Raw genomic sequence first — 26,688 nt, 5'->3', positions numbered from 1 at the left:
CCCCGGCCCCCGGCAACCGGCCCCCGGCTCCCGATTTCCCCTTCCGTGCCCTTCCGTGTCCTTCCGTGGCCCCCCCCATCTCCCTCCGTTGTCTCTGTACCTCCTGTGGCTCCCCCTTCTTCCTCTCCCCCTGCAACCTGCTCCCTGAAACCTGCAACCTCCTCCCCTTCCGTGCCCTTCCGTGTCCTTCCGTGGCCCCCCCCATCTCCCTCTGTGCCCTCCGTGACCTCTGTGGCTCCCCCGTTTTCTTCCCCCCGGCCACCGGCAACCGGCTCCCGGCTCCCGATTTCCCCTTCCGTGCCCTTCCGTGTCTTTCCGTGGCCCCAATACCCCACCGCGTGCCGAAAAACCTCTGCCGGCGTCCCCCAGCCCCCTTCGGGCCGCGGCACAGCGACTCGATCCCACACCTTTTGCCCCGCAGCAACCGCCGGCGCCGGCACCCCGCTGAGAGCCACCACCGCGGCGATCCCCACCACCCCCGGGACCACCAAACTCCAGGCGGGCAGCGAAGCGTCGAACCAGCCCGCCGGTTGCTGGTCCGACTCCCAGCTGTCGCGATACTCGTGCAGCGCCCCCCCGCGGATGGGGATCAAGTACCGCACGAATGCATCGCCACACAGCGCCAGCCCGATCCCAGCAGCAAACGTCACCATCCCCAGCCCCGCGTGCTCCGCGTCCCCGCCCCGCGGCAGCAAGCCCCCGAACCAAGCTTCCGCGCCCGCTTCGATTCCCGCTTGGCTCCACACGGTCAGGAACACGCGGACGGCGTTGGCGACCACGACCCAAAAGACCAGCTGGGCGACGAGCACGATCAGCCTCGGCAGCCGGTACTGGCGGAGCACCCCGTAAGCGACGCCGACGGCAATCGCTGCGAACAGGCTGTGCACGCCGCTGCAGGCGTCCTCGACAAAGAAGTCTTGGCCTGGCGTTTGGATCGCGACGCCGGAGGTGAAGTGCAGGACGCCGGCCAAGTCCAACCACAGGCTGGCTAGCCGCGTCGCCAGATGTTGCAGCTCGACGATCAGCCACTGGTCGAGGTTCACCGGCAGCGGAATCGCCGCGGCCAGCAAGAGCAGGGGCCCAAAGAGCAGCCGCCAGAGCGGTCGGCCACCGAGAAACGCGATCGTCGCAGCGACGGTGCACCAAGCCGCCGGCGCCGCGAGCCAGCGGCTCGGCAGCAGATGCACGCCGGCCGCCAGCACTAGAGCGGTCCCGGTCCAAAACAGCACGCGGAGCGAGACGCGGCCCCCGACACCCCGGCCCCCGACACCCCGGCCGATCCACTGCTGCGACTCGCTGTAGCCGCGGAAGACGGCCAGGCAGCCAGCGGCGACGAGCAGCCACTGGAAATGCGCGTAGTGCTCACGGCCGCTCGTCCAACCCGCGAGCGAGACGAGCGAAGGGAAGAGCAGGGCGGCGGTGAGGGCGTAACCGGCCAGCCACAGCAGCTGGCTCAGTCCGCTGACGAGGCTGCCCAGCGAGCGAGCCAGCCACAGGCCCGCGGCGCGAAGCGGAGCCCGAGCCTCAGCCTTTTCCGCTCCCAGCCCAGCCGACGCGACATCCACCCCCCAGCTCGACATCGCCAGCCCCTCCCAAACCACGCACGCCGCTCAACCCGACCACGAAGCCACCCTTTTAAACAACCCATTACCCCCCGAAAAGCCCCCACCCAAATTGGTGCCAGGAAGCCGGTAAACGGAAAGGCACGGGGGCCACGGAAGGACACCGAAAAGCACGGAAGAGCAGGGGGCGGCGTGCTCTGTATCGTTTAACGGCAAGCCGCAGGCGACTCTGTTTCCAGCAGCGAAACAACCAATCAGCCGCCACGCGCTAGCGTCCGGTTCCTACCCTCCGCTCGCCAGCCTCTAGCAGCCGGGGCAACCACGGAAGGACACGGACAAGCACGGAAGAGCAGGGAAGGGGAGAACCACGGATATCGCAGTGAGCGCTGATAATTCGTCTTCAACTCCCGAACAGGAGGCAACTGAGTAAACAGAGCCCTCCTCCGTTACCTCTGCTTCCTCCTGTTCCTTCCACCCCCGCAGCTTTCATCCGCGCTCTCCGCGCAATCTGCGGTCCCGACCGTCCTCCCCAGCCTCGGAGAGGCGACAGAAGACAGCCTGGCGGCGCAGGCCCCACGGACGTCAAACAGGAGGCAACTGAGTCAACAGAGGACTAGTTCTCCGTTGCCTCCGCTTCCTCCTGTTCCTTCACCGAAAACCGGACACCTACTCATTCGTCCCATTCGTGGTTGCTGCCTCCTGAAACCTGCTCCCTGAAACCTGAAACCTTTTCCCCCCTCCGTTACCTCTGCGTTCTCCTGTGCCTTCAACCCCTGCCGCAGTTTGACGGAAAAGGGAAGGACCGCAGATGGCACGGAGCACGCGGATAAAAGGGGAATCCGAAAGCCAAATATCCGCGCTATCTGCGTGATCCGCGGTTCAACTCCCCACCTTTCCTTCGTGCTCGTCGTGTCCTTTGTGGTTCCCCCATCTCTCTCCCGGCTCCCGGCTACCGGCTACCGGCTCCCGGCCCCCGATTTCTTCTCCTTCCGTGCCCTTTCCGTGTCCTTCCGTGGCCCGCCTTCGTGCTCTTCGCGCCCTTCGTGGTTCCCCATCTCCGTTGCCTCTGCTTCCTCCTGTTCCTTCAACCCCCGCGGCGGTTTCACGGAAAAGAGAGGGACCACGGATAACACGGAGGACGCAGATGACAGGGAAGTCGGAGAACCAGGAATCCGCGTTATCTGCGTGATCCGCGGTTCAACTCCCCACCTTTCCTTCGTGCTCGTCGTGTCCTTTGTGGTTCCCCCGTCTCTCTCCCGGCTACCGGCTACCGGACACCGGCTCCCGCCTTTTTCCGTGCCCTTTCCGTGTGCTTCCGTGGCCCGTCTTCGTGCTCTTCGTGCCCTTCGTGGTTCCCCCACCTCCGTTGCCTCTGCGATCTCCTGTTCCTCCAACGCCTGCAGCGCCGTCACGGAAGGAGTGGGACCACGGATAACACAGAGCACGCAGATGGGAGGAGAATCCAAAAGCCAAACATCCGCGCTATCTGCGTGATCCGCGGTTCAAATCCCCACTTTCCCTTCGTGTCCTTTGTGGTTCCCCCGTCTCTCTCCCGGCTACCGGCTCCCGGACACCGGCTCCCACCTTTTTCCGTGTCCTTCCGTGGCCCGCCTTTCTTCTTTCCGGCCCCCGACCCCCAAAACGAAAAAAGGCCGCGACAACCGCCGCGGCCTTTTCCGAATTCAACTTGTTTTTTCAATCTAGTGTCTGCGTTCCCCCGCCTCGTGCCGATCCTTCAGCCTCAACTCATACATCTTCGCTCGGACCTGGCGAATGTAGTCAGCTCGGATCTGGCAGGCGATTTTGCCCGCTGTTCCCTCGAGGAACCCAAGCTTGAACAGGTAGTGATACGCGAACCACAGCCAGGGCTCGCCGGGCGTGCGAATCGCTAGCCGCTTGAGCCATCGTCGGCGTTCCTGAGGATTCCCGAACAATCGCGGCTGCACGCTCTCTTCGCCGTACTCACCGCTCGTCAGAAACTGATGCCGAAGGTGGGCCTCCCAAGTGGAATACCGGTTGTGCTTATCGATGTAAGCTTCGAGCCCCTTAAAATCCTCATGGATCAAGGGCGTATTGAGCCGCCCGACGGGACCGTCCACGATCAGCCGCTCGTGGACCTCCATATCGAGCGTGTCGCCGGGAACCTCGATCAGCCGCTCAAAGCGAACTCGCTCAGGCCGTACGAGCAGCATCGCATCGAATGAGAATCCGCCGAAGCGAAACCGTCGCCCGAGAAAGTGAAATCCCTTTTTAATTAGATATGCAACGGGCTTTGTAGCCCCGACTGCATCCGGCCCATCCGCGGCAACCGCAGTGGCAATCTCTGCCCAAAGAGCTTCCGGAACAACTTCATCAGCGTCTAACAGCAACACCCAAGCCGTTTTGAAGCGGACCATCTCAAGCGCCCACTGCCGCTTCTTCGGATATCCGCCGGTATGCTCAAACTGCAGGACCCGTGCTCCGGCGTCGCGGGCGATCTCGGGGGTATTGTCCACACTCCCAGAATCTACAACGACAATCTCGGCCGCCGGTCGCAACGCCGCAAGGCACCGAGAGAGATTCGCTGCCTCATTCCGGGCCGCTAACAAAACCGTCACAGAAATGCCATTTTCGGCTGTGAACGCCGAAGATCGCATTGTCCCATCGCTGCGCTCAGTCGCGGTGCACATACAGCTCTCGCTGGCCGATGAGAATAGCAGGGTTTCCTGCGGCGATTGTCCAGGACTCGACATCTTTTACCACGACGCTCCTGGCTCCCACGACAGCACCGCTTCCAAGAGATACCCCTGGGCCAATAAAGGCATCGGCGCAAACCCAGACATCGTCGCCTATGGTGATCGGCGATTTTAGCAGCGGCAGCGTAGGGTCGCGGTGATCGTGGCTACCCCCGCACAAATGCGCACGCTGTGAGATCGTCACACGCTCACCGATTCGCACCGGCCCGAGGTTATACACCAGAACATCGAAACCGATCGCTGACCAATCACCAACTTCAATCGCCCAAGGTATAAAGATCTGAACCGATGGATGAATGTTGACGTTTTTGCCGACGCGAGCTCCGAACAAGCGAAGCAAAAAACGCCGCCAGCCCCAACAAAGACGAGGCGAGCATCGAAACAACGGCCATACTGCACCCCACAGCAATCTTCCAGCGAGTTCCCGCCGTGACCATTTCCTCGCACGCCGGTTTTGTGCAGTCTGGCCGGGCATACATCGCTCCAAACAATACCATCTTTTAAATAATCAACACTGCGGCACTTCAAACCATCCAACCTCGCAACAAACCTCTAATTACGAACGGCGACGTCTGAATGGCGCTCATGGCAATTTCTTTACTCTCGACACCCAGAACTGCGGGCCCATTCGTTACGGTCCGGGTCTGCAAACGCCATCGTTTGACTCCCCAGGCAAACAGCGTCGTTTCCACTGGACCAGCAATGAAAATTCGATGCTCCCGCCATCCTACGGTCGCGTCAGATTACGCTGTCACCTCGCTCAACATCCACTCAACGATACGGCGGGACGCTTGACCATCGCCGTACGGATTCTCGGCATGCGACATTCCGTTTTTTGCCTGCGGTAACCGAAGGTGGAATGCTGCTCGCTGTACGATCTGCACCCGATCAGTTCCTACCAACTCTGCTAGGCCAGCTTCGACGGCCTCAGGACGCTCAGTCTTTTCGCGAGTTACCAACACCGGCTTACCCAACGTCGGGGCCTCCTCTTGCACACCGCCAGAATCCGTAATTATCAGACGACTCTGATCCATCAGCCAGACGAACTCCGGATAACTCGCCGGAGGAAGAAGATGAACGTTCCCGCGTCCACCCAAAGCTTCTGTCACCGGCCCTCGCACGTTCGGATTCAAGTGAACTGGATACAAAAACTGGAGCTCTGGAAAGCCTTCAGCCAAATCGGAAATGGCTCCGCATATATTAGATAATCCAGTACCGAAGTTTTCGCGACGGTGCCCGGTCACCAGAACCAATGACTGGTCGACGGCCATCGGATACTTCTCCTTCCAGCGATCCGGTGCGGCGCGTTCCTTTTCGGCCGTCCATAGAAGCGCGTCGATAACGGTGTTACCCGTCACGCGAACCGCTGACTCCAGTACCCCTTCGCGATAGAGCGCCTCTGCTGCACCAATCGTCGGTGCGCAGTGACACGTGGCGACGATCCCGGCCACACGGCGATTGAACTCTTCTGGCCATGGAGCGTCTAAATCGCCCGTACGGAGCCCAGCCTCCACATGGACGATCGGAACGCGGCGATAAAAGGCGGCAATCGCCGACGCCATGACCGTCGTCGTGTCTCCTTGCACGACAATACAGTCGGGGCGATGGCTTCCGATGACCTGATCCACTGCCTCCACACAAGCCGCAGTAAGCCCTACCAGCGACTGGCCCGGCTGCATCAACTTCAAATCGACATCTGGCTCAATACCGAAGTACCCTAGAACTTGAGCCAACATCTCTCTGTGCTGCCCGGTGCTGCATACAATGGGATTGACATCTTCGAGACGCGATCGGCACTCCGCAATGACCGGAGCGAGTTTGATCGCTTCAGGACGTGTCCCAAGTATGATGAGGGGCCGGATAGCAGAAGTTGACATGATGGGCACTAAAACAACTACAACGCGGAACGGGGTGGAAGCACCAACAGCCGGGGTGAAACATCGCCAACCGAATCGTTACCAAAATCCCAGCAGCGGGAACCAGTCGGCACGACGAGATTTCGATCCTAAAATGAGCAAAAACGCAAGGTTCGCGCCGCAGGCCAGGTTGCGAGCCTTCAACGAAGGAGCAATTGCTTTGAACGTGGCATCCAAGTTCTGAGATGCCCAATTGCAAATTTCGACTTACACAACCCACGTCCGCGGCAAACGCTAACTCCGCACAACGCACTCAGGTGGCGCCCCACCAAAAAGCACCCACTCGTATACGGATTTCATCCGCTGAGCCACACTTTCTACTGAAAACTCACTCTGGATGAAATTGCTTGCGGCACGACCCATCTGCTTTCGTCGCTCTGCGCTGGAAAGCAAATCTCCGATTGCGGCGGCGAGCAGGTCAGGTTTCGGGTCGACCACGAGAGCCGCACCTGCACGATTAGCATCTGCCGCGATCCCCACCCCGCTAGAAAGAACAACCGGAACCGCAAGGGACATAGCTTCCGCTGCAGCCATACCAAAGTTTTCAGATCGCGAAGGCATCACAACTAAATGAGACTGAAGTATTTTATCAGCGATGCCCTGTCGATCCAGTTCACCCGTGAATTCAACTGCATCGACTATTCCAAGCTCGCGACAAAGAGACTTGTACGCTCCAACTAAATTGCTCTCGTCCGGACCAATAATTCTCAAACGAGCCCCCGGGAACCGCTGAATAACCGCCGGCATCGTCCTAATCAATACATCCATTTGCTTGATCGGAGCGACACGGCCAATGCATGCGATCTGCGGCGGGGCGTCAGCGGCGACACGCCCATCATTCGGTAGCCTACCAAAGCTCTGCACTGCATTAGGAATGACTGCAATAGGGGGCAACTCCCATCCGCACGCCTGAACAGTCTCCAATTCCGCGCGGGAGGTCACATGGATAACAGTTGCGTTCCTCAGGTTCTCCGATTCCAGCATCCAACGCCACAGAACTTTCTTAAATGACGATATGCGATCTGGATGCAGCATTCCACGCGGACTGACAACATATGGCACTCCCCGCCTCCTTGTCGCTCGCATCGCGAACGACGAGCATGGATTCCAAATAGCATGAACATGCAAAATCTGCGGGTTAACGCCAAATCTACCCCTAGCTGCGTCGCGAACAGAGATTAGTTGGCATCGAACCTCATGGCTTCGATAGCGGCCAAAATCCCGTGAATGCAAGACGATTTTCACATCGCAACCGGACAAACCTTCACAAAGCGCCGGGACACTTTGCGAAGGCCCGCCACATTGAGGGTGGATAGAATCTATCACATGGTCGACCGCGAAGGACGTCATCTTAATGCGACACTCCAAGAAGGCTCGCTTTGCCGGCTAGCGCTTTGCTCTTCGGCATCGGCCATCGCCGGCATGCCGTTAGCGCGCCTCCAAATAGAAATATAAACGGCAACGCTCCCGTCCCCATATGCAAGAAAACGGCAGCCACGAACGCTCCTTGAAACACAGCGATATAGTAAGTTGCACTCGTACTGCGAAAGCTTCGGCGACTGCCCCCAATGGTCACACGGTATATCCAAAGCCCAAAATAAAGAAGCCCAACCACGCCCAGATCCGCTAGCACCGTTACCCAACCAGAATTTATAGGAACGATCCCTTTAGCAAACGTCATTCCGGGAAGGTGAAAGCAGTACATCCCTGGCCCAAGACCTACGAAGAGCCCTACTGGCTGTTCAAAAAACAAATATTCCAACACTCGTGCTTCGAGACGATCAGGCGCCTCATCTTGTAAACGCACAGCCGAACGGCCCACGAGTGCATCAAGCAAGGAAGATCCGTCTCGTGACTCACTCCACAAAGCGGAGCCGCCCACCACTCCAAACATTATCAGCGCGAACACTGCCACCAGCCGAAGCGTTGACGCGCTATTGCTACGCGAAAAGGACGGAAGCAAATACGCTCCTCCGGCGAGTAACGCCAGTATTCCGGCAGTCGAGAACGTGAACAGAAAGACAAAAACAAGTAGGCCGAGATCGGCAACCTCAAACCACAACCGCCGCGACCGCTGCCCCGGCGCCGCTAACGACGAAAGACTAATGAAGATTGCAGGAAGCAGAAATACTGCGAGAGCTTTAGGCTCGCCAGCAAATGCGTACAGCCTCCGAATCATCTCTCCACCGGATTCAAAAGCTGCGAAGCTATTAGAGTACCCCAGCCGATTTATGCCTATAAAAGGTGCCCCAGACAGCTGATAAAGTGCGACTATTACCTGCAACCTCGCGAGCCAGGCATATGATTTTAGAAACCGCCATGCATTAATTGGCCGAGAGAACGCAAGAATCGCGAGAGGATAAAGTGAAACGTAGCTAAGATAGCTATAGGTCTGCACCAGCGGCCTTAACGCTGGACTCTGAAGCCCGTGACTGCGGACATTCTCCTGCGGGAAGGGAAGCAGATACGCCGCGGCCAACGCAGCAAAAACGCCCACGACCGCATACCATACATGCTCATCCGAGAAATGCCGCAACCGAGCGATCCAAGACCGGTCGATAAAAACAAGATATCCGGAGGACGCAAGAGTTACGACCTTCTCCGGACTAACGGCTGTTCCGATGTGCGTATTGAACCCGCCCATTCCATAGGCCGCAACAACCAGAACGGCCAGCGCCGCCGGACTCCGCTTTAAGCAAGCTAACGCAGACGCCCCAAAAAAGCCGGCCAGAATCAGTCGAGTTGCGAGCTCATAAGACATAAACGCGAATACCCGCTACGCGCCGTGCTGAACAGGGGGGATTTCGACTGGTTGATAGAGTGAACCGACTCCGTCCATGTCGATGTATCGAGGCCCTCGCCGCAACTGCAAATACGCCCGACGCAACCCCTGAAAAGAAACGCTCGTAGCTTTCAGCACTTTCCGAACGCTCCGCCGATTGCTGGGGCTAAAGATTTGCCGGCGGACAAGGCAAAGTAAGTGATGCCGTAGGTCCCAAAATGTAACGGTCCCTATTTGAAGCCCCTTTAAAATGAAGTACCACTCGCCAGCAACGTGGTGAATCGGATGAATCCCTTGATTCATACCATCAACACGACACCCACCACTGGGGGCCATCAAGTGAACAATCGATGCCTTGGGATCAAACACGAGCGGACCAAACTGAGCGACGTACCGAAGACAGAAGTCCGATTCCTCTCTATGCGCTCCCTTTATGTAATTTGCATCCATTCCACCTACTTCGATTGCCAAAGAGCGTCGAACGGACAAGTTACCGGAACCGCCGGACCGGATCGAGCATTGGGTGTCAAAGCACATGGGGAAATAGAGCCAGCCATTTCTGAACTTAGCGCTCCAGCGATGACGCATAGAAACAGCAGTGCGGTCAGGCCCGAGTATCTGCCCTGCAACACCAGCAACTCGCTCGGATCTATAATGATCGAGATGCGCCTGCAAAAAATCCTCGGAGCAGATCTCGATATCGTCATCCAAGAAAAGAACTATTTCACCTCTTGCAGTCAAAAGCCCCACGTTACGAGCCAAACTCGCATTCGGCTCATTTAGCCGAAAAACCCGCAACCGGCCGTGTGTCTTCTGCGCCAAAGCCCGTAGCGCAGAGTTGTCCAGATCGGACTGCGTTATTACGAGGCACTCCCATGCGCGTACATTTTGTTTACACAAAGCCTCTACGGCATCAAGAAGGAATGAGATCCGGCCTAACGTCGGAATCACAATCGAAATTACAGGCATTTCGCAACTCACCACATCACCTTACAAGAGTCGCGAGACTACGTAATAACATCGAATCGGCAACACCTAAACGCGTCTTAATGGACTTCGCCAACTCAACCGATCGCCCACATGCTGCGTGCAACTCCTGAGCGTAACGACTTAGTCCCCAATCGGCGATTACCGACCTGCTGACCGCTCCCATTCCCGCTCGATCCTCCGGCGGCATTTGATGCATCCGGCTCATTGCGGAAGCAATCTCTCCTCCAGTGTTTGCGCCCACTATCCAGCCGTTGAGCCCCTGTTTCACGAGGTCTACAGCACAGCCCGCGCCATCGCTAACGATCACTGGTAGCGACGCAGCCATTGCTTCGTTCACAACGAGCCCCCAAGTATCCTGCTCGCTCGGATGAACAAAGCAAGATGCGTTTATATACCTAGCGCGCAACTGATCTGGATTCAGGAATCCAGGGAACTCGACATTACCGCGTTCGAGCGAAGACGCAGTAACTTCTAGCTTTTCGCGCAGCGGCCCGTCGCCGACGATCATTAATCTCCATGGCACGCCATCACACGCATCCGCATACGCACGGTACTCTTCAATTAAATGCACTAGCCCTTTCTTTGGAATAAACCGGCTTACTGCAATAAAATATGGCGAGACTTGCTCGTCGCGGGGAGGCTGCAACCCTGGCTCACGAGAATAATCATAAAACTCATTGTCGACGCAATCCGTGCAGTAATACAGTCGGTCAGCGGCCATTCCCAATTGGATTAAATAGCTCGCGCTCTGGCTGCCTGCGACATGGGCACAAGTGCAAGCGCCGACTACCCTGCGTTTCAAAAACTCTTTCCAAACGGAGCGCTGGTGGTCCTCGCTTCGACTGTCAGATGCGAGAACAATTCCGCGACGCCGATCGTTTGCCCAGCATATCGCCGCAAGCGCCTCTGGAAACGAGTATCCATTTACAACTACGACATCCGGTGAGATCGCATTGAGAGTAGCAGTCGTCGCCTTCCATATCAGTCGACCAGAAATTGCTTGGTATTGCTTATCCACGACCATCGTCCTCAAAGCAGAATGGCTTTGTACCTCCCATCGATATTGGTTTAGCTTCGAAACCTCAACACCGACCACGTCAGTTCCATAAACAGCAAACGCCTCGCGGCACCGATCGAGCCTCGCGATGTGGTAAGGACCGTATCTCGATTGAAGTAAGACAACGGAGCGCATTGACGTCAGGCCTTTCGGGCCAAAATGATCAAGTTGTAGTCACCCGACAGAATATTGCTTCTAACGGCACGACGGCGAACGGCGTCCAAAGACAACGCGAGTCTGTGAAACCAGCGATGTTTCGCAGCGACACCTTGATGGGTAACAGAATCCTGAAGCCGCGGCTGTCCGAGAGTCCAAAAACGCTCCACAAACAAGTCGTGACGAGACATAAGTTCCGCCATTGACCGAGGAGTAAAATCTTGCAGATGTTCGAGATCTACGCGAAAACCAACCCACGATGTGCCAAGCACATCCGCCTGGCCACCATTTGGCACAGCGACCAAAAGACGCCCGTCCGGACGCAAGCTGGCACTAATCTGGGCCATCGAATCGTCAGGCGACAACAAATGCTCGAGCAGGTGAAATGCACACACCACGTCAAAGTCTACGTCTTTTGGAAACGATGACTGCGTAGCAATCCCGTTCTCGCGGGCAATATTCGCCGTTTCTTCATCCAACTCCACTCCAGTGACGACTGCGCCTTAAGCCTGAGCGAGTTCAAGAAAGCCCCCGTGAGCTGAGCCAATCTCGCAAAGCGAAATACAGTTCAGCCCGCCGGTGGCGCGAAGAATCTCAATATACGGGTCGGAACTCTCGTCTCTTCGTAAAGACTTATTAGACCGCGGGGCTCTACTCCCCGAAAGATCCTTAAACCGATCGTAGCGTGTGTAGAACGAAGTAAGTTGCTCCTCTGTTGGCGCATGCGCGAGGAAATAGATGCTGCAACTCGTACAGACGCTCACTTGAAAACCATCCGGCCGAATCGCAAATGGCTTTCCCGCCCCAACCAGGCAAACGGGACACGCCCGAGATACAGACTGCTTTGGATCCCACCCTGTCTCTCTTCCAACCTTGACGTGAGGCGGAAGTGGTGGCAACTTCGGCGGAATCATATTAATGGCGACCATTTCTCAGTTTACAATGGAGTCAATTATTCGGCCGTACTCTGCCGCGGCCCGTGAATAGGTAAATTGCCGTGCCCATTGCTTCCTCTGCGCGGCTCTATCTACCCACTTGGGCTCGTCACATAGGTCGTTCATGGATCGTGTAATGCTAGCGATTTCTTCCGGCTCGCATTCCAGCCCCAACCCTCCCGTCACCTCTGGTAGCGCCCCTTTGCCTGAAATCAGCACTGGCTTCCCCAACCGCATCGCTTCAACAGCAGGCAAGCCAAAACCCTCAACCAGGGATGGAAAAATTAAACCAGAACTCTCGCTGACCAGCGACACCAGAATATTTAATGGCTGAAATGGAATGTGGCGCACGCGATCCCGCAACTTAAGATCCCCTATTAGGTGGGGCAAATCTTCCGAATCGCCGCCAAACTTCCCAACAATTAGGAAGTCTGGGATGCTCGAGGCGCTCCCGCTATTCAGAAGCGCTGCATATGCCTGAACGGCGCGATGTAGGTTCTTCCTGCGGGTCGCCAGTCCCCACCAGATCCAGTAGGGGCGAGGTTGCAGCAACTTTTGAGGCACAGGCTCCATATCACCATCGCCGGCGGCGTGCCATGCCTCGTCGATGCCGCAATAAACCACCGTCGTTTTAGCTTCCAGTGCAGGCGCATACGCAGCAAGACTTCTTTTTGTATCAACTGAAATTGCGACTACGTTCTGAGCGTGCCTCGCTAGCACGTCGAACGCGTGCCGTCGCATCCACCTACCGTGCCACTTCAAGCTGGACCCAGCCGCTCGACCAACCGAAGAAAGATCCGCAACTGTGTTTATTTGCGGAGATGCAGATGACCCAAGGTAATCGACATCGGTGTTTAAATACACATCTGCATGCACCTTAATGGCATTATAGTTGGGCAATCGACACATCGACATCGCCTGCCTCATACGGCGGGACGTTTTATCGATATGGACTTCCCAATTCCCCGGAGTGAGAGATTGAAGAAAGGTCTGAAACTCTGATTCGTCAACGAGATCGCGGCTCACTGAGAATACGAATTGGTCATCACGTCGTGAGCGCACTAGTTCGCGAACCATGCCACGGAACGGCGTCGGACTCGTAACCCCCTTCGACAGGGGATCGCCGCTGATACATATCTTCATCAGGAAGCCACAGAAGGGGTTAAGCAACGCGACTGGTCGGATATCGTTTTTTCATACACACTCTTGATCGTCTTAACCCAAACCTCAATACCAAACCTCGCTTCGACACTCTTAATGCGACGCATTCGCTCCCCTTGCTCATTCGACGCCGTACCACTTGCCTTGCGGAAGGAACGATCGAAAGCGTTCGCAATCGCGTGCGAATCCCCAGGTGGGACCAAGTCTATAATGTTAGAACCGCTGTCAATCTCACTGAGCCCACCGATATCCGAAGCTATAACAGGAGTACCAAGCGCTAGTGATTCAAGCGCAGCCAGCGACGTTGCCTCAATTACACCTCCGACTGGGACCGAAGGCACGACAGTCGCGATCGCGTCGCGCATCAGCGAAGGAATCCGGCTTGGCAGCACGTTCCCGAGTAGAGTCACTTTGTCACCCACTGCTGACCTACTGAGCACTCTCTCTATGGTGACGCGCTGGCTTCCTTCTCCGGCAATAAGCAGCTGAACATTCCTTTCACCGACCCAATCTAAAAAACCCTCTACGGCAAAGACAGCGCCGTTCTTTGGCGATAGTCGACGCGCCATAAGGAAATACGCGCCGTGTGAAGCATTACGTGGCTCTTGGCGCGCCTGCTCCAACAATTTCGCAACGTCAACGGCATTGTAGATGACAGATACCCTGCCGGGGTCTTTGATCCGACTACACGCTAACCGTGCTTGATTGGAATCCACAGCCAGAAGGTGATCTGCGGCACTCATCCCTGCATTTTCGTGCTTCCACACCGCGTGGCGAAGAATCGGATTATAGAGCGTAAACTCGCGAGCGATCCGCCTGCCAAGCGGCGCAGAACACATGTGCTCTCGAACATGTTCATAGTTTGTGCCATGGACCGTTTGGACTATTTTGGCATTTGGAAATCGATTGCGGAACACTTGCGACATGAACGGATCGTGCGTGTGCACCAGATCGTAGGCATCCACAGAACTTACGATTTCCGCAACCTGCCCGGCCCGCACCACTTCTAACGGCACGCGAGAAATATAGTTTCGACACAGACTAGCCATACGGCTACTCACAACGCGTCCGCCGGCGGGATGAGTCACAACCTCAACCGCAACCCCCACCGAAGGGAGCATTCGGCGAAGATTCCGTATATACGTTAGCACACCGCCCGGGGCGTCGAGACTACCGGCAACAGGTATCAATATCTTCACTGTAGAGCCAAGAGCAGACCGCCAGGGAGAACAACCTTACGGCAGAATCCCTAAGCGACAGAGGAGCGATTTTAACACTAAGCGAAACCGGACATGCAAAGTTAACTTTGCCAATGTCTTCAATGAATACCTCGGGAACTCGGACATAAGCCGCTCGTCTCTGAGCAACCGCGAGATCAAATCGGCTACCCCGATCGCGATTTCCCGACATTCAGAACGACGGTCAGAGTGCAGTGACTCAAACGTCAGCAGGTCGTTTAATTGATTAGTGTGAGACGCGATAGCACGATTAAGACGCCGTGATATTGATTTGTGCGAGTCTTTCAACGAAGACGCAACGGGAGATCGCCCAAGCGACCCACTTGTTAATCGATAGCGAATTAATTCGCGATCAAGATATCGGACGTCACCAAGAAGTGCCGCTCGAAAAGCAAGGGCAAGGTCCTCAAAAACGACGTCTGCTCGCAGCGGCCCGAATACGCGAAAGACGTCCATGTGAAACGCGTGGGATGCGCCCAAAACTCCAATTTTGTTTCGGAGCACCTGGTCCCGATCGACGTCCAGACATTTCCTATAGTAGGATCCCATTTCCCGACCGCTCTCGTCAATCGCTATGCAATTTGAGAAAATCGAGATCGCCCCCGTTCTCCTAAATTCAGCAGCAAGGTGCTCGACACGCGATGGCATTGACTGATCATCTCCGGCGGCAACGCAAACATATTCCGCGTTGATCTCGGAAACGACATCATTTATATGCCGGGCTAACCCGGAGTTTACTGAACTCCGGCGACAGCGAACAGAATGCGGGCCAACATATGCCGCAGCCATTTCCTGCATGATCTGGAATGTTCTATCAGAAGAGCAATCGTCTGAAAGAATAATCTCCAGTGGCGAATACGTTTGTGAGAGCGCGCCTTCAACCGCCGCTCGCACATACCCTTCTTGGTTGTATGCAAATAGCGCAAAGGCAAACGATGGCGGCGAACCCATCTCGCGCGCGGCCGAACGCAGCCCTAAACCCATGCTCATATAGAAGTTGCTTTTAGAATTGCGCTGCCACCTGGAACTGCAATGATGGCTTTCGTAACCCTGTGGTGCGTCCCGAGTCTGAGTGCCAGTTGCCGCAAACATGCTACAGCACTTCCGACCATCACAATCCCACCGAAAACGACATTCAGCACGTCTGGCAAGCACCATGTTGCGGCAAACACTGAAAGTGCGGTTGGAACCATCCAAGCCAACTGATTCAAGACGTTTCGCGACCACCGGAAGCCAATCGTCATGTGCGTGACGATTAGCATACCCATGGTGTGGAGGACATACAAAAGCGCAAACGCAACTGCCACTCCGGTGAGCCCCATCAACGACAATCCTGCCCATATCATTAACAGATGGACAACATTGGATACTGATTCAGTCGTTGCGACAAGGATGCCCTGCCCCTTGGCGAGAAGGCAGAACCCCAGCGGCCACGACAGGACACGTCCCATACATCCCAACACGAGCCACTTCAGCAGCCCTGATGCCGGCGCAAATTCTGAAGTATATAGAACAGGTATTACGAACGGCGCGAACAGTAGCGTTGCTAACAATCCTGGGAAGGCCAGAAGCAATCCGACTTCTGTTTGCTCGTTAACCAGATTTGTCATTCGAGCATGATTATTGGAATTTGCTGTAAGTCGAGGGTAGAAATCAGCCGCCATCGCGCTGAGTACAAAATTCACGAACATCGCTGATAGAGTGTAAGCGGCAGCGTAAACACCCACAGCCTCGACATTGAGGTCCCGGAGAATCATTGCTTGAGTGGCGTACGTTACAACACCTGCTAGCGCCGCACTCCACACCAGCGCTATCCCTAGTCGCACCAAGTGAGTGGCTTGTACGATGGACTCACTCCATGAGACCATCACTGCGGCTTTTTTAACACGACAGGCAAAGTACGTAGAAATGCTTAAAGAAACTAGAGACAGTGCAATCAGCGCTGGCACGATCCCCGCAGACCCGAGCCAGCCGTAAAATACGCCGGCGACTATTGTCCCGGCGAGCGCGCTTGCTATCTGCATTCGCGCAATGTCGCCGATACGGCGTGTGCCCTGAACAATCGCCCCTTGTCCCGCGGCAAGGTTTCCGAACAAGATAGTTACGCCCAACATAGCGACTGCCCAGGCATAGTCCTTTGATCCCATAGTCGCTTGGCTGACCCACGGCGAGAGCGCAGCCAGCGAAAGCATCCCTGCTAATCCTGTGAACCAACATACCCGCCGTAGTGTAGTGATGGTGCGAGCAATCCCCGCAAGGTCTCCCAGACCATGGTACCGGGCGACTTCACGGACACCGCTAGTTTGCAATCCCAAACCTGCAATGGTTCCTGCCAAACCAGTGATTGATTGGTAGATTCCAAGCAAGCCAACGCCTGAAGGCCCAATCAAAACCGCGACTAATTTCATTCGCACCATCCCAATCACCACGTTGATGACCTGGGCACCGCCAATGATTGAGCTGGACCGAAAAATTTGGCCGTATGAGCCATGACCTTTGCCTGAGTCTATAAGGTTGGGATCCGCAGGGCGACAATCAGGCGGCAAGTCCGGTAATCGTGCAGCACTCATGAGTAGATCCATTGGGACGTTCTACTCAAATGGCTAGCTGCACGATCACGGTAAGCCGGTACACGCGCGAACGCAAAGCATACAAATACCTCACGCTCGGTCCCGGAGGCTTCTGGCAGACTCAATAGTAACTGCATCGCTTGAATTTTAAGCACCGGCCGCAGCCAGCGTTCTCAGGATCTTCGCAGGTACTCCTGCGGCAAGAACTCCGGCAGGAAGTGAGCTTGCCACGACCGCTCCGGCCGCGACAACAGTATCGTCGCCAATCGTCACGCCCTTCAAAACGATCACACGGCTCCCTAGCCATACGTTGTCACCTATCGACACAGGCGAGATCTTGCCCGGCGAGATATGCCTCCCCACCGGGTTCAACTCGTGAAAGTCACAGTCGAAGATCGAAACAAGGTCTCCGACCAGACACCTGCTTCCCAAAACAACTGAGTCCATTGCGACGATAGAGATATTATTGGACGTCGCAGTACCTAGTCCAATTCTGATTATTGCACCTGCTCGTCGCGCTTGCATCAGAATTTCTCCATTTCCAATGCGAGGTGCGGAACGGTAGCCTAGCCTCACGTCGGCATCAATGGATACGGTTCCACAGCCATCCACCCTCACCGGCACGTCGGCAATTGTCGACCGCGGCCAGTCCAGTGAACCACGCGCCACTGAGCATTGATGCAGCGCCCGCCATCTATAGTATCCCGTCCGCAAAGTTGCCTTTTTAGCTACAGTCGCTCTGCACCAGTTTCTGAAAGCGCTAATCAAGGCAGGCAGTCCACTATTGCGGTCACAACCACGTTAGGGTGTGCGGGGTCCGCATGGGGACCAACTGGAAGACTCAGCACTTCGTCAGTAAGACATTCAGCGATCGGAAAGTCGCCGCGTTTGTAGCCCAGCGCCTCGTATGCTTTGCTCAGATGCGGTGGGATTGGGTAATGGATGATTGTCTGAATTCCTCGCTGCGTGAGTCGTTCCTGCAGCTTATTTCGGTGAGGAAGGCGAATTACAAAGAGGTGCCATACCGGGTCGGCCCATTCGGGAACGACCGGAAGCTGCAATTGCGAGATTTTGAGGAGACCCATACCATAGGACCGTGCGAGCTCTTTCCGCCTTGCATTCCACTGGTCAAGATGCCGCAGCTTCACTCGCAAGAAGGCGGCTTGCAATGCGTCAATACGCGAGTTCGTACCACATTCATCATTGTGATAGCGAATTTTTGAGCCATAGTTGCGGAGCACACGTACTCGCTCCGCTATCTGAGGATCTCGCGTTGTGACCGCCCCTGCTTCTCCGTAAGCGCCTAAGTTCTTACTGGGGTAGAAACTGTGGCATTCGATGTTTGCGATACCGCCGACCCGCCGGCCTTTGTAGCGAGCTCCTTGCCCCTGCGCGTTGTCAACGACTACTTTCACCCCTGCGTCGTTTGCAATAGAAGTCACTGCGTCATAGTCGAACGGTTGGCCATACAAATTGACCGGCATTATGGCTTTGGTCTTTTTTGTAAGCGCGGACTGAATCAGTGTCGGATTGATATTGTACGTCTGTTCGTCAGGTTCGACGGGGACGATCGTCGCACCGACTTGCGTCACCGCCAACCAAGTAGCGATATAGGTGTTCGTGGGTACGATGACTTCATCGCCGGGCCCCACGTCGATTGCCCGCAAAGCGAGGGTTAGTGCGTCGAGCCCAGTGCCGACGCCCACGCAGTGTTCCGATTCGCAGTACTCGGCGTACTCGCTTTCAAATGCTTCGACTTCCTCGCCGAGGATATACCATCCCGAATCCATAAATCGACGATACGCTTCGTCGAGTTCAGAGCGGAGTTCGTTAGTAGCGGCTTGAAGATCGAGAAACGGAACTTTCATTTCTGCGACGCCAGAGCGGATCTGAAGTCTGAGTAATCACGGTAGTAATCCGCTTCATCATAAAGGTCAGACGCTACGACCATACATACCGAACCGGGCGAAAAATTCTCGATCGCAGCCCAAATCATCGGCACCACGTGGACTCCTAAATCCGGACGGTCCAGGTGAAAGCGTTTTTCCACGACACCGTCATCCAACACAATGTCGAAGCTACCCGACACTGCGACGATAAACTGGTGCAACAACTTGTGAGCGTGACCACCGCGTTCAGCACCGCCAGGGATTCCATAAAGGTAGAAGACGCGTCGAATTTCAAACGGAATGTGGTGCGTCCCCTCGATAAACGAAAGGCTACCGCGGTCGTCCTCAATTTTCGGAAGGCGAATCAGTTCGCGTTGGCCTAAGACTGCCATTTCATGGATACTTCGGGGAGTCAACTGATTAACTTGCTACATGCCAGAGAATGCGTTTTCTTCAGCGATCACGTCGCCGGAAAAATTCTTCTACACAGGCTTTTTCAATTGAATAGAAATAACTGTCAACGTCCTCGCCAACCCGGACCGCGCCCATTTTCAGGTGAAACCGGTTAACAGACGAATTTTGCTTGCGGACTTCAAAATGTGACTGAGCAAATCCGAGGGCCTGAAAGCCGATTTTGTAGACGAGCTGCACGCTGGCGATGGAAACACGCGGCGAAGCACCCGGCTTAATTATCCAGCTACCCCAACAAAACGAGTCTTCTCTGAAATCGTAAATCCGGACCGTTCCCGTCGGCTCGTCACTTTTTCGAATAATAAAGTAAAATTCGGTGCTTTGCGACTCCCGTCGTTTGTACTCCCGTATCCAGGATTCCTGCGCCGCGAGATCGTTTGAGACCGCAGAAAGGTGCCGGTTTAGGTCAGGATTCGTGCGCAACGAAAGCACGAAAGCGGCGTCGATTACCTCGACAAAGGTGAAAGAGACCTCGTCTAACCTTACCGACTCGATACACTCCGAGACTCTTGCAACCGCATTGGTGGATGCTTTGTTGGTCATAGTTATCTCGCCATTCGCTCCGGCCGATCTTTAAGAGCTTCTAAATAGCGTCGGTAGGATGGGTCCGAGATCAGAGATATTGACGAATTTAAGTCGTCATCGGTTATCCACCCATTAGTGAACGCGATCTCTTCAAGACAGGCCAATTTAAATCCCTGATGGTGCTCGATCGTTTTCACGAACATCGAGGCCTCGAGCAGACTGTCGTGGGTTCCGGTGTCGAGCCAAGTGTGCCCTCGCCCCAAAACTTCGACGTTCAGTTCGCCCATTTGAAGGTAATGGCGGTTGACGCAGGTGATCTCTAGCTCGCCGCGCGCCGATGGCTTGACCGCCTTAGCGATCTCAACAACGCGATTGTCATAAAAATAGAGTCCGGTGACCGCGAAGTTCGATTTGGGCTGCGCCGGCTTTTCCTCAATCGAGATCGCTTTGCCGCTAGTGTCAAATGCCACGACTCCATAGCGTTCTGGATCGTGAACTTCATATCCAAATACGCGTGCACCGGATTGCTCCGCGGCTGCGGCTTTCAGCTTCGGCGAAAAACCTTGGCCGTAGAAAATGTTATCACCCAAGACGAGCGTTACGGGGTCCTGACCAATGAACTCTTCGCCGATGATAAATGCCTGGGCCAACCCGTCGGGCTTCGGTTGCTCAGCGTAGGCAAGACGGATACCGACGTCCTCCCCCGTGCCCAGTAGTTTGCGGTACATGGGGAGGTCGTCGGGCGTGGAGATCACCAGCACGTCGCGGATGCCAGCCAACATTAACACGGAAAGCGGATAATAGATCATCGGCTTGTCGTAGATCGGCAGCAGTTGCTTGCTGATTCCACGAGTCACCGGATGCAGTCTGGTACCCGAACCGCCGGCGAGGATGATGCCTTTTCTCATGATTCTGCGATGCTTGGGCGTCAGTCTGATTGATTGCGGCAAGCTTACTACTCGCCGGGAGAGCCTCGGTGGATGTCGCGCCCAACCGTGGCGTGCGCACCATCTATAGCGTCACCACAAAGGAAGCAAGACAAGTAGAGCAATTGCTACTGTGGATAGTATGGACACCCCGTGCTAAGTAGTGTTCTTAGCGAGTCGATCGCGAAGTCTTGGTCATGTTGAGTCATTAGATACCGCAGGGAAAAGCTATAGGTTCAAAGCAACTTGTGGAGCATAGCGAGCAATGCGTGCCGAAGCATTATGCTTGTGAATTTTCACGCGGGAACGGTCGCAGGATGCGTTTTTACGCATCGCTAGATGTGACGCATTCGCCGTTCGGGACGATTCGCGTGATGCTGACTTTAGTTCTGCGCAACTCCTCGATCTCGCTCGACAGACGCTGAATTAGGTTGGCGATCTCCGTCCCCGCGGCTTCGCCGAGGTTGACGGTCAGGGCTTTGCGGGAGTTGAAGCTAAGGCCGGTCTTTTTCACTGGTGCAAATCCCGATGAAGAGTGGGAGGATTCAGTGTAATTGCCGTGGGGGCGAATAAGGCCACGAAAGAGCACGGGAGGGAAGCGGAGGGAGCACGTTTTAGATAGCAGGTTTTACGGGGAGGGCCGGTGTCCGGTTGCCGGGGGAGGGGAGCACGAAGTGACGGAAAGCGTTTTCGAGGGCCCAGTTGTGTCGTCGCTCCATGGGCTCGGTGCTCTCTGTGGCTTCTGCGGTTTTCCTCCGCCGCTCAGCGTGTTCCGCCAATCCTCTCGAGCTTGTAATCGCCTGAGAGGATCGATTGCCACCAGCTTTCATTGTCGAGATACCATCGCACCGTCTTTTCAAAACCCGAGGCATGGTCCTGTTTGGGTTCCCAACCGAGCTCCTGTTTGATTCTGCTGGCATCAATTGCATATCGCAGGTCGTGGCCGGGGCGATCCGCAACGAAGGTGATTTTGGCGGCATGCGAGTCGCCGGTGGGGCAGGGGCGGAGGCGGTCGAGGATTTGGCAGAGGGTTTGGACTAGGTCTAGGTTGGTTCTTTCGTTGTTGCCGCCGATGTTGTAGGTCTCGCCGATGCGGCCTCGTTCTAAGACCGCCGCCAGGGCTGTGCAGTGGTCTTCGACGTACAGCCAGTCGCGGACGTTTTCACCCTTGCCGTAGACCGGGATCGGTTCGCCCCTGAGACATTTGAGAATCACGACCGGGATCAGCTTCTCGGGGAACTGGTACGGCCCGTAATTGTTGCTGCAGTTGGTGACCAAGACTGGCAAGCCGTAGGTGTCGTGCCAGGCTCGGGCCAAGTGGTCCGAGGCCGCTTTGCTGGCCGAGTAGGGGGAATGCGGGTCGTACCGCGTCGTCTCGGTAAAGTACCCCTTGGCTCCGAGCGATCCGTAAACTTCGTCGGTCGAGACGTGCAGAAAACGGAACCGCTCTCGCTGCTCGCTCTCCAGCTCCCGCCAGTATTCGAGGCTCGCCTCGAGCATGTTCATCGTTCCCACCACGTTCGTCTCGATGAACGCTCGCGGACCATCGATCGAACGGTCCACATGGCTCTCGGCCGCCAAGTGCATCACCGCCTCGGGACGGAAACGCCCGAACAGTTGCCGGACCGATTCAATCGCGACGATGTCAACGTGCGCGAACTCATAACCAGGCAAGTCGGCAACGTCGCTGAGCGATCGCAGGTTACCTGCATACGTAAGCTTGTCGAGGTTCAGCACCGAGTGGCCCGAAGCCAACAGATGCCGCACCAGGTTCGAGCCAATAAAGCCCGCGCCGCCAGTGACAAGAATACGCATGGGGGGGAGAGGTAGCAGGTTTCAGGGGGAGAATCGGGGGCCGGTGTCCGGTGTCCGGTGTCCGGTGTCAGGTGTCAGGTGTCAGGTGTCAGGTGTCAGGTGTCAGGGGGAGGGAACCACGAAGGACACGAAGAGCACGAAGGGCAGGGGAGGTTGAAGGAACAGGAGGAAGCGGAGGCAACGGAGAAGAGTTTCTCTGTTAACTCAGTTGCCTCCTGTTGAATTTTCTTAAGCCTGCGCTCCGCCGCTACACGACCCCAGGCTCAGGGGCATTGCCTTTCCATTCGTGTAATTCGTGTGATCCGTGGTTGTTCCCTTTTCCGTGAAACCACCGCAGGGGTTGAAGGAACAGGAGGAAGCGGAGGTAACGGAGAAGCAGTCCTCTGTTGACTCAGTTGCCTCCTGTTCAATGTCTACTTTCCCACGCCTGCGGCTTGCCGTTAAACGAGCATCTTTTCCGTGCTCTTCGGTGTCTTTCCGTGGCCCGCTTCAGCCCGCCGATAGTTTTGATTTGATTTCGGTGGCGAAGTCTTTTTGGCCGACGCTGAGGAGGCTGGGGTTTTTCCAGTCGGGTTTGCCGTAGGTCAGCGGCTGGAGGTCGGGCCAGGTGAGCAGGTGACCGCCGGCGGCTCGCAGGATCGCGTGGGCCGCGGCCGTGTCCCACTCCATCGTCGGCACGTCCCGCAAATAACCATCCGCCCGCCCTTCGGCGACTAGACAAAACTTTAGCGAGCTGCCAATGCTCAGGCACTCGGCCCCTTCGAAACTCTCCAGCATCCGCTTCACTTCCGGACCCGCATGATCGCGGCTAGCGACGAAACGAGGGGTTTCCGGGACGGGGGACACGGAGATTCGGTGGCCGGTGGCCGGGGGCCGGGAGCCGGGAGCCGGGGAGGCGGAGTCGCTGCGCGAAGTGGTTTCTGGGAACCGGGGGCTAGCGCCCGGCGGCTGATAGTTTGAGCCGTAGGCGCTAGCCTCGGGTTCCGCAGCGTCACCCGGCCGGTCGGAACCCGCGGCTAGCGCCGTCGGCTCACCCGCGGCTAGCGCCGTCGGCTCACCCGCGGCTAGCGCCGTCGGCTCAGGGTGGATGACGAAGGCGCCGTGGTCGACGCCTCCGTAGTAGCAGACTCCGGTGGCGGGGACGTAGATCACGCCGACCGTCGGCTGGCGGTTCTCGATCAGCGCAATGTTGACGGTGAAGCTGCCAGTCTTCTTGAGGAACTCTTTGGTTCCATCGAGCGGATCGACGCTCCAAAACCGTCCGGCGGGGTCGACTGTCCCGTTCTCCATCCCTTCTTCCGAGCAGATCGGGATCTCGGGAAAAGCCTCGGCCAGGGCCGCACAGATCATCCGGTGCGAAGCCATGTCGGCCAGCGTCAACGGCGAATCATCCCCCTTGAGCACCGTCCCAGGGTCGGAGCCGTAGTGGGCCAAAATCGCCTCGCCGCCACGGCGAGCAATGTCAATCAGGGTGGGGAACAAGGGAAGGTTTCAGGTAGCAGGGGGCAGGGGGGCCACGGAAGGACACGGAAATACACGGACGGGGGATGGAACAGGAGAAAGCGGAGGTAACGGAGATTCATTCCTCTGTTGACTCAGTTGCCTCCTGTTCAACGTCCTATTCCTTCAGCCTTCCCTAGAAACACCGTCGCCTGCGGCTTGCCGTTAAACGAGTTTGCGATCGAGAAACACAGTCGCCTGCGGCTTGCCGTTAAACGAGTTTTCGCTCAACAACCTTTTCCGTGGCCTTCCGTGTCTTTCCGTGGCCGGTGTCCTTCCGTGGCCGAAATTTGCCTCGGTCGGCGCGGACTTCGTTCCTTTGGGTGACACTTGCACCTTGTTTCGCTGTTCGATTTTTCCCGTCTTTCCCCAGAGTCGCCTTTCGCTCCGCGAAAGTTGTGCTGCTCACGCTGCTTTCGCGGAGCGAAAGGCGACTCTTCAGACGCTACTTTCGCGGAGCGAAAGGCGACTATCGGACAATTGAAGATAGCTGCCCCCCGGATCTACGCAACTCGCGATCACGAAAGCTTCAAATCGATTGCAGGCGAGGCGGAGGGTTGGGAGGGAAAGGGAGGTTAGGAAGCCGGTAGCAGGTAGCAGGTAGCCGGAAGAAAAACGGGGGCACCACGGAGGACACGAAGAGCACGAAGTGGGTCACGGAAGGGGAGGGGGCCACGGAAGGACACAGAAATGCACGGAAGGGGGGGGAGAGAAGGGTAGCCGGGGGCCGGTATCCGGTGGCCGGTGATTATTCGTACTCGTGCTCAGCGTAGCGGTACTCGTACTCGATCCGAGCGGGTGGCTGCAGGGGTGTGAAGGCACAGGAGAAAGCGGAGGAAACGGAGAAGGTAGGGCTTGCGGGGGGGCCACGGAAGGACACGCGCTACGGAAGGACACGGGCCACGGAAGGACACGGGCCACGGAAGGACACGGAAAGGCACGGAAGGGGGGGACAACCACGAATGGGACGAATGACACGAATGGGGAGGGGCCAGGTCTTCGGTTTCCGGTTTCCGGTTTCCGGTTTCCGGTTTCCGGTTTCCGGTTTCCGGTTTCCGGTTTCCGGTTTCCGGTGTCGCCCCGCTGGGGCTTTGGGGGGTGGATGCTGGGTCTCGGTTCCTGGGGCTTACGCCACCAGGCTATTGTCTGTCGCCTCTCCGAGGCTGGGGAGGGGCAGGGAACCGGACGCTAGCGCGTGGCGGCTGATGTTTTTCCCACCGGCTACCGGCTACCGGCTACCGGCTACCGGCTCCCGGCTCCCGGCTATCGATTCTCTCTTTGAGGGCTCTTTCTTGGTCGCTCAGGGCGGGGCTTAGGTGGTTTTGGGCGGCCGACAAGATCGCTGGGTCGGGGTCGGGGTGCCGCAGTTCGTACTCGGCGGCGGCCAGGATGGCGGCTCGCTCTTCGGGCACCACGTCACTGGCTCGCAGCGGCGTCTCGTTCCGCAGTCGCTTGAGCACTTCGGGGATCTTGGCGGTGGAGATGTGGATGGTTTGGCTGGCTGCGTCGCGGGCGACGTCCCAGTGGCGGCTTTGGACCGCCAAGCCAAATACGCGGTCGAGCGTCACGAGGCTGCCGCTTCGCAGCTGGGCGATCTGTTCGAGCCGTTCTGCAGTCAGCTCGGTTTCGCCGGTGACGAAATCCAGCCGCACCAGCCAGATCCGCGCTTCGGGGCTGAGCGGGATCGACTCGAGGGCCGCGCGGGCGTCGGAGGCTGCGGCGAGAAGGTAGGGGGGCCGGTTTCCGGTAGCCGGGAGCCGGGGGCCGGTTCCCGGGGGACTGCTTGAGCCGTTGGCGCTAGCCTCGGGTTCCGCGGCGGCACCCGTCCGGTTTGGGCCCGCGGCTGGGCTCTGCAAGTCGACTAAATCACCCCCCTCATCCTGGGACGACCGCAAGGAACGATCGGGGAGGGATTCAGCTCGCCCTCCCCGGGCCTGAGAGCCCGACCCTCCCGGGGGGAGGGTGCCAGTTTCTGGGAACCGGGGGCTAGCGCCCGGCGGCTGATTGGGGGCGAGGGGAGTTTGGGTGTCGTAGTATTCTTGGCGGCGGTCTTTGAGGCGGCTGTGGTCGTAGGCGGCTTGCTGGGTCGCTTGGCTCGTTCCGGCCACTTTGGCAGCTTCCTGGAGCCGGAACAATTGGACTCGCACCGCGGTCCGCTCGAGCAGCATTGCGTAGTCGCCGGGCTCGACCGCAAGCCGCTCGCTGAGCCGCGACTCGGCGTCCAACAGCGGCTGGAGCGAAAGCAGACTGCTGCTGCGAACGGCCTGCGAGGCGAATACGGCCGCTTGCGAATGCGCCCCCGCCCCGGTCACGCCCAGAGCCCAGGCGAGGCAGAAGAGCAGGGCGAGGCTGAGGAGGCCGGAGGCGAGAGGCCGGAGGCGGGAGGCAGGAAGCCGGTGGCCGGGGGCGGGTTTCCGGGGGCCGGGGGCGGGTTTCCGGGGGCCGGGGGCGGGTTTCCGG

At 57.1% G+C, this 26,688-nt stretch carries 21 protein-coding genes and 1 pseudogene; all 22 read right to left on the bottom strand.

Features of this window, described 5'->3' with window-relative positions; genetic code table 11:
• The coding region (locus GNK13_RS11855; RefSeq protein WP_164102741.1) for an exosortase/archaeosortase family protein at positions 1–1,580 on the bottom strand (1,580 nt) is incomplete at its 3' end.
• Positions 1,581–3,262: 1,682 nt separating this feature from the next.
• Positions 3,263–4,198, bottom strand: a complete 936-nt coding sequence (locus tag GNK13_RS11850) for a glycosyltransferase family 2 protein (protein WP_164102740.1) — start codon at positions 4,196–4,198, stop codon at positions 3,263–3,265.
• 16 nt (positions 4,199–4,214) lie between these two features.
• Complete coding sequence (locus tag GNK13_RS11845) at positions 4,215–4,637, bottom strand: DapH/DapD/GlmU-related protein (RefSeq protein WP_235935088.1); 423 nt, start codon at positions 4,635–4,637, stop codon at positions 4,215–4,217.
• Between the two features lie 403 nt (positions 4,638–5,040).
• Positions 5,041–6,174: a non-hydrolyzing UDP-N-acetylglucosamine 2-epimerase gene (gene wecB, locus GNK13_RS11840; protein WP_203329033.1), complete on the bottom strand. Its 1,134-nt coding sequence runs from the start codon at positions 6,172–6,174 to the stop codon at positions 5,041–5,043.
• Between the two features lie 273 nt (positions 6,175–6,447).
• Positions 6,448–7,563 carry a glycosyltransferase gene (locus tag GNK13_RS11835; RefSeq protein ID WP_164102738.1) on the bottom strand — a complete coding sequence of 372 codons (1,116 nt, stop codon included), beginning with the start codon at positions 7,561–7,563 and terminating at the stop codon, positions 6,448–6,450.
• Between the two features lies 1 nt (position 7,564).
• Positions 7,565–8,974 (bottom strand): O-antigen ligase family protein, encoded by a 1,410-nt coding sequence (locus GNK13_RS11830; RefSeq protein ID WP_164102737.1) that lies wholly within the window; start codon positions 8,972–8,974, stop codon positions 7,565–7,567.
• Positions 8,975–8,989: 15 nt separating this feature from the next.
• Positions 8,990–9,976 carry a glycosyltransferase family 2 protein gene (locus GNK13_RS11825; protein ID WP_164102736.1) on the bottom strand — a complete coding sequence of 329 codons (987 nt, stop codon included), beginning with the start codon at positions 9,974–9,976 and terminating at the stop codon, positions 8,990–8,992.
• A 4-nt stretch (positions 9,977–9,980) separates the two neighbouring features.
• The gene (locus tag GNK13_RS11820) at positions 9,981–11,003 is read right to left on the bottom strand and encodes a glycosyltransferase family 4 protein (protein WP_164102735.1); all 1,023 of its coding nucleotides are present in this window, start codon (positions 11,001–11,003) and stop codon (positions 9,981–9,983) included.
• A gap of 179 nt (positions 11,004–11,182) precedes the next feature.
• Positions 11,183–11,686 (bottom strand): annotated as a pseudogene (locus GNK13_RS11815) (class I SAM-dependent methyltransferase); the annotation flags it as partial.
• Between the two features lie 444 nt (positions 11,687–12,130).
• Positions 12,131–13,276, bottom strand: a complete 1,146-nt coding sequence (locus GNK13_RS11810; protein WP_203545359.1) for a glycosyltransferase family 4 protein — start codon at positions 13,274–13,276, stop codon at positions 12,131–12,133.
• Entirely contained in the window at positions 13,276–14,445 is a 1,170-nt protein-coding gene (locus GNK13_RS11805) for a glycosyltransferase family 4 protein (protein ID WP_261345416.1), read from the bottom strand. The genes GNK13_RS11810 and GNK13_RS11805 overlap by 1 nt, the downstream gene beginning before the upstream one ends.
• Before the next feature lie 84 nt (positions 14,446–14,529).
• Entirely contained in the window at positions 14,530–15,522 is a 993-nt protein-coding gene (locus GNK13_RS11800; protein ID WP_164102731.1) for a glycosyltransferase, read from the bottom strand.
• The gene (locus GNK13_RS11795) at positions 15,519–17,114 is read right to left on the bottom strand and encodes an O-antigen translocase (protein WP_203545358.1); all 1,596 of its coding nucleotides are present in this window, start codon (positions 17,112–17,114) and stop codon (positions 15,519–15,521) included. The genes GNK13_RS11800 and GNK13_RS11795 overlap by 4 nt, the downstream gene beginning before the upstream one ends.
• 135 nt (positions 17,115–17,249) lie before the next feature.
• Positions 17,250–17,549, bottom strand: coding sequence for a DapH/DapD/GlmU-related protein (locus GNK13_RS22070; RefSeq protein WP_390622509.1), 300 nt, complete (start codon positions 17,547–17,549; stop codon positions 17,250–17,252).
• Between the two features lie 317 nt (positions 17,550–17,866).
• On the bottom strand, positions 17,867–18,970 hold the full coding sequence (locus GNK13_RS11785) for a DegT/DnrJ/EryC1/StrS family aminotransferase (protein WP_164102728.1): 1,104 nt from the start codon (positions 18,968–18,970) through the stop codon (positions 17,867–17,869).
• On the bottom strand, positions 18,967–19,383 hold the full coding sequence (locus GNK13_RS11780) for a sugar 3,4-ketoisomerase (RefSeq protein WP_164102727.1): 417 nt from the start codon (positions 19,381–19,383) through the stop codon (positions 18,967–18,969). Before GNK13_RS11780 ends, GNK13_RS11785 begins: the two co-directional genes overlap by 4 nt.
• A gap of 61 nt (positions 19,384–19,444) precedes the next feature.
• The gene (locus tag GNK13_RS11775) at positions 19,445–20,005 is read right to left on the bottom strand and encodes a GNAT family N-acetyltransferase (protein ID WP_164102726.1); all 561 of its coding nucleotides are present in this window, start codon (positions 20,003–20,005) and stop codon (positions 19,445–19,447) included.
• A gap of 2 nt (positions 20,006–20,007) precedes the next feature.
• A complete protein-coding gene (gene rfbA / locus GNK13_RS11770; protein ID WP_164102725.1) occupies positions 20,008–20,895 on the bottom strand; it encodes a glucose-1-phosphate thymidylyltransferase RfbA in 888 nt (295 codons plus the stop codon).
• Between the two features lie 343 nt (positions 20,896–21,238).
• Positions 21,239–21,427: a hypothetical protein gene (locus GNK13_RS11765; protein WP_164102724.1), complete on the bottom strand. Its 189-nt coding sequence runs from the start codon at positions 21,425–21,427 to the stop codon at positions 21,239–21,241.
• A gap of 248 nt (positions 21,428–21,675) precedes the next feature.
• On the bottom strand, positions 21,676–22,728 hold the full coding sequence (gene rfbB, locus GNK13_RS11760; RefSeq protein ID WP_164102723.1) for a dTDP-glucose 4,6-dehydratase: 1,053 nt from the start codon (positions 22,726–22,728) through the stop codon (positions 21,676–21,678).
• Positions 22,729–23,217: 489 nt separating this feature from the next.
• Positions 23,218–24,210, bottom strand: a complete 993-nt coding sequence (locus GNK13_RS11755; protein ID WP_164102722.1) for a 3'(2'),5'-bisphosphate nucleotidase CysQ family protein — start codon at positions 24,208–24,210, stop codon at positions 23,218–23,220.
• A gap of 1,253 nt (positions 24,211–25,463) precedes the next feature.
• Positions 25,464–26,688: hypothetical protein (locus GNK13_RS11750; RefSeq protein WP_203545357.1), on the bottom strand; the 1,225-nt coding region annotated here is incomplete at its 5' end.

It is taken from the genome of Candidatus Laterigemmans baculatus, assembly GCF_010367455.1.
Taxonomy (GTDB): Bacteria; Planctomycetota; Planctomycetia; order Pirellulales; family Pirellulaceae; genus Laterigemmans; species Laterigemmans baculatus.
The sequence above is the reverse complement of the archived record's forward strand: the minus strand, read 5'-3'. Positions and strand labels throughout refer to the sequence as shown.

Bases quoted from the DNA above. Each gene is read 5' to 3' on its own strand.
- GNK13_RS11850 (WP_164102740.1), bottom strand. From the start codon at position 4,198: ATGCGATCTTCGGCGTTCACAGCCGAAAATGGCATTTCTGTGACGGTT.
- wecB (WP_203329033.1), bottom strand. From the start codon at position 6,174: ATGTCAACTTCTGCTATCCGGCCCCTCATCATACTTGGGACACGTCCT.
- GNK13_RS11835 (WP_164102738.1), bottom strand. From the start codon at position 7,563: ATGACGTCCTTCGCGGTCGACCATGTGATAGATTCTATCCACCCTCAA.
- GNK13_RS11830 (WP_164102737.1), bottom strand. From the start codon at position 8,974: ATGTCTTATGAGCTCGCAACTCGACTGATTCTGGCCGGCTTTTTTGGG.
- GNK13_RS11810 (WP_203545359.1), bottom strand. From the start codon at position 13,276: ATGAAGATATGTATCAGCGGCGATCCCCTGTCGAAGGGGGTTACGAGT.
- GNK13_RS11800 (WP_164102731.1), bottom strand. From the start codon at position 15,522: ATGAGCATGGGTTTAGGGCTGCGTTCGGCCGCGCGCGAGATGGGTTCG.
- GNK13_RS11795 (WP_203545358.1), bottom strand. From the start codon at position 17,114: ATGGATCTACTCATGAGTGCTGCACGATTACCGGACTTGCCGCCTGAT.
- GNK13_RS22070 (WP_390622509.1), bottom strand. From the start codon at position 17,549: ATGGACTCAGTTGTTTTGGGAAGCAGGTGTCTGGTCGGAGACCTTGTT.
- GNK13_RS11785 (WP_164102728.1), bottom strand. From the start codon at position 18,970: ATGAAAGTTCCGTTTCTCGATCTTCAAGCCGCTACTAACGAACTCCGC.
- GNK13_RS11780 (WP_164102727.1), bottom strand. From the start codon at position 19,383: ATGGCAGTCTTAGGCCAACGCGAACTGATTCGCCTTCCGAAAATTGAG.
- GNK13_RS11775 (WP_164102726.1), bottom strand. From the start codon at position 20,005: ATGACCAACAAAGCATCCACCAATGCGGTTGCAAGAGTCTCGGAGTGT.
- rfbA (WP_164102725.1), bottom strand. From the start codon at position 20,895: ATGAGAAAAGGCATCATCCTCGCCGGCGGTTCGGGTACCAGACTGCAT.
- rfbB (WP_164102723.1), bottom strand. From the start codon at position 22,728: ATGCGTATTCTTGTCACTGGCGGCGCGGGCTTTATTGGCTCGAACCTG.